The sequence below is a fragment of the Bacillus sp. P4_D3 genome, assembly GCF_056401855.1.
Genome location: NZ_JBFUIN010000370.1, coordinates 1 through 3112, shown reverse-complemented (window position 1 = coordinate 3112; position 3112 = coordinate 1). Strand labels below are relative to the sequence as shown.

The window sequence follows — 3112 nt, the reverse complement described above, 5'->3', positions numbered from 1 at the left end:
GATGATGGAAGAGCCGTTATCTCGGTATGTGAATCGTTTGAAATTAGAGAGGGCAACACATTTACTTACATATCGTATGGATATGACGGTTACAGATATTGCTTATCATTATGGTTTTACGGATTCAGCAGTTTTCTCCCGGACATTTAAAAGTCAGTACGGAGTAAGTCCGTCTCACTATAGAAATCACAATAGCAAGAATTGCAAAGACGTAAACGAAGGTTCCCAATACAATGAGTGTAAGAAGGTTCGAGGAGAGGTCGAAATTGTAACAGCGGACAAAGTAAACGTCGCATACATAAGACATGTAGGTACATATAAGGATTTAGCTATAGATTTTCCAAAAATGATAGAGAAACTATTTCATTACGCATCGGAGCAAAAATATCATGTATTCGAGGATACGAAGGTATTAACAATTTATCACGATCATCATGAGTTTACAGAAGACTATCATTTAAGAACAAGTCTATGTATAACAATTCCAGATGAAGCCTCAGTAGGAACGAGTGACATTGGAATAATGGCAATACCTTCAGGGACATATGCGATAGGTCACTTTGAAATATTCCAAGATGAATACAAAGGGGCATGGAACTTTTTATACGGTGAATGGCTCCCGAAGAGCGGATATAAACCGAGAGATTCGTATCCTTTTGAAGTGTATAAAAATGATCCGAGGCAGCACCCAGAACATAAACATATAGTCGATATATATGTACCTATCGAACCTTTTTAATCATAGATTAAGGGGGAAGAGCAATGAAAACGGCTGAACAGTTAGATTGTGTTGTAAAAGAAGAATATAAAAATATTAATGGTATGTTAGTAATGCAAAAAGGTAATGTTACTTTTGAAAATTATTATAATGGTTACGGTCCAGATGATACATTTCATGTGGCATCGGTCACCAAAACGATAATCTCTGCGTTAATTGGAATATGTATAGATAAAGGATATATCAAAAGTGTTAATCAAAAAGTAATAGAGTTTTTTCCTGAATATAATCTTAAGGAATCTGAAGTAACAGTTCGGCATCTACTTACAATGACAGCTCCATATCCTTATGTGGACTGGCAGGAACCGTTAGAAGAATTATGCACACAAAAGGATTGGGTGCAGTATACACTTAATAGAATTGGGAACGGCGGGCAAGTTGGATCTTTTAAATATTCATCTGCAGGAGCTCATTTACTATCAGCAATTATTACGAGTGTAACAGGGAAAAGTGCTCGTGAATTTGCGAACGAATATCTATTCCAGCCTATCGGCATGAGAGAAATTCCAAACTACAATATGAAAGCATTTGGATTCCATGACTTATTCGGAAAAGATGTGAAAGGATGGGTTCATGATCCAAACGGTATTTCGGCAGGCGGATGGGGACTTACGTTAACAGCTAGAGATATGGCTAAGTTTGGACGATTGTATTTGAATAAAGGTATTTATGGTGGAAAGCAAATTCTTTCAAAATCATGGGTAAAAGAATCGACAATAATGAACGAAAATCTATATGGGTACTTATGGTGGTTACGAGAAGAAGATGGTATCTTTTCATATTGTGCCATGGGCGATGGTGGAAATGTGATTTGTTGTATACCGGAGAAGGAATTGGTGGTGGCGATTGCATCTGAGATTATACCGGAAGCGAAGGATAGATGGGAGTTAATTTCGAAATATATTCTTTCTTGTATACAAACAAATAATTAATTTTAGCAAAAAAAGATGGTATGAACTGGAATTTCATACCGTCTTTTTTGCTATTATGTATAAGTAAGAGATAGAAAGAGATTTCTCTAGATGGATAAAAGACGTTGTTTGAAAGGTGAGGGTATGATGACAAAGTCTAATGTTGTAGAAATTATTTCAGCCGTAGTATCTATTATCGGTGCATATATTCTTATAAATGCACTAGAAATGGGGAGTAAGGCAGCCGGTGCATCTGTTGCAGAGCAGGGCGGTCATATGGATACAAGTACATATTTAGCTATATTATAAGGATACGGAAATTCTTATACAATTCTAGGTGCGATTTGTTTATTTATGGGATTGCTCAGTTTAATTTCAATTCAAGTATATAAAAGTAAACAAATGTTGAGAAAGAAATGCTTCTATCAATTTGGTAGGAGCATTTCTCGTATAAATAAGTATTTTCGTAGATGTGGATTTACCACTATAACTTAGTTGAGATACTTCTCAATCCCTCTTTATCGTCTTCATTACATTCGAATTCGATAAAAAGGTATGTCACAAGTTACAAATTTGGATGACGTTATATTAACTATAGAAAAAATGAAAAGTACCCGTAACTTTTCACAAGGCAAAATCGTTATAAAAATGAAAAGGTTTTTATTATGCATCTGATTGAATGGGGGAAAACCATGAAAATTCTAATTCTAGGTGGTACACGATTTTTAGGAAGAGCATTTGTAGATGAGGCTTTACAGAGAGGGCATGAAGTTACATTATTCAACCGTGGAACAAACAAAGAAATTTTTCCTAAAGTAGAGCAGTTAATCGGTGACAGAAATAACGATGTATCAAGTTTAAAAAATCGAAAATGGGATGTTGTCATAGACACGTGTGGATTTTCTCCACATCATATTAGGAATGTTGGAGAAGTACTTAAAGATAATATTGAACACTATATATTTATCTCAAGCATTTCCGTATATAAAGATTGGATCCCTCATCACATAAAAGAAGACTATATATTACAACCCGAACCGACGAGTGATCAGATAAAGGCTGTAGAGAATGGTGAAATATCGCCTTACGAGCATTATGGTGCGCTTAAAGTATTATGTGAAAAAGAGGCAGAGAAGTATTGGCCGGGGCGTGTTTTACACGTAAGAGCGGGACTTCTTTCGGGAGTGTTTGATTATACAGATCGGCTTCCATACTGGATTCAGCGCGTAGCAAAGGGCGGAAAAGTGTTAGTGCCAGGAAGAAAAGACCGTCCAGTACAGTTCGTTGATATAAAAGATGTTGCGAGCTTTGGACTAAACATGGCAGAAAATAATAAAGCAGGTACATTCAATATAACAGGTCCAAATGATGAATTGACGATGGAAGAGCTATTAAATACGTGTAAAAAAGTTACGAATAGTGA

3 protein-coding genes and 1 pseudogene are annotated in these 3112 nt (G+C 35.9%); all 4 read left to right on the top strand.

Translation table 11 applies throughout. From position 1 onward, the window contains the following. Positions 1–739, top strand: a 739-nt coding sequence (locus AC1DTM_RS21220; RefSeq protein WP_477000805.1) for an AraC family transcriptional regulator, incomplete at its 5' end; no start/stop codon positions are given. Between the two features lie 23 nt (positions 740–762). Further along, positions 763–1710: a serine hydrolase domain-containing protein gene (locus AC1DTM_RS21215; protein ID WP_199715313.1), complete on the top strand. Its 948-nt coding sequence runs from the start codon at positions 763–765 to the stop codon at positions 1708–1710. A gap of 90 nt (positions 1711–1800) precedes the next feature. Beyond that, a pseudogene (locus tag AC1DTM_RS21210) lies at positions 1801–2088 on the top strand (hypothetical protein); the annotation flags it as partial. A 293-nt stretch (positions 2089–2381) separates the two neighbouring features. Next, positions 2382–3112: SDR family oxidoreductase (locus AC1DTM_RS21205; RefSeq protein ID WP_477000804.1), on the top strand; the 731-nt coding region annotated here is incomplete at its 3' end.

Coding starts and splice junctions, on each gene's coding strand:
- AC1DTM_RS21215 (WP_199715313.1), top strand. CDS start 763: ATGAAAACGGCTGAACAGTTAGATTGTGTTGTAAAAGAAGAATATAAA.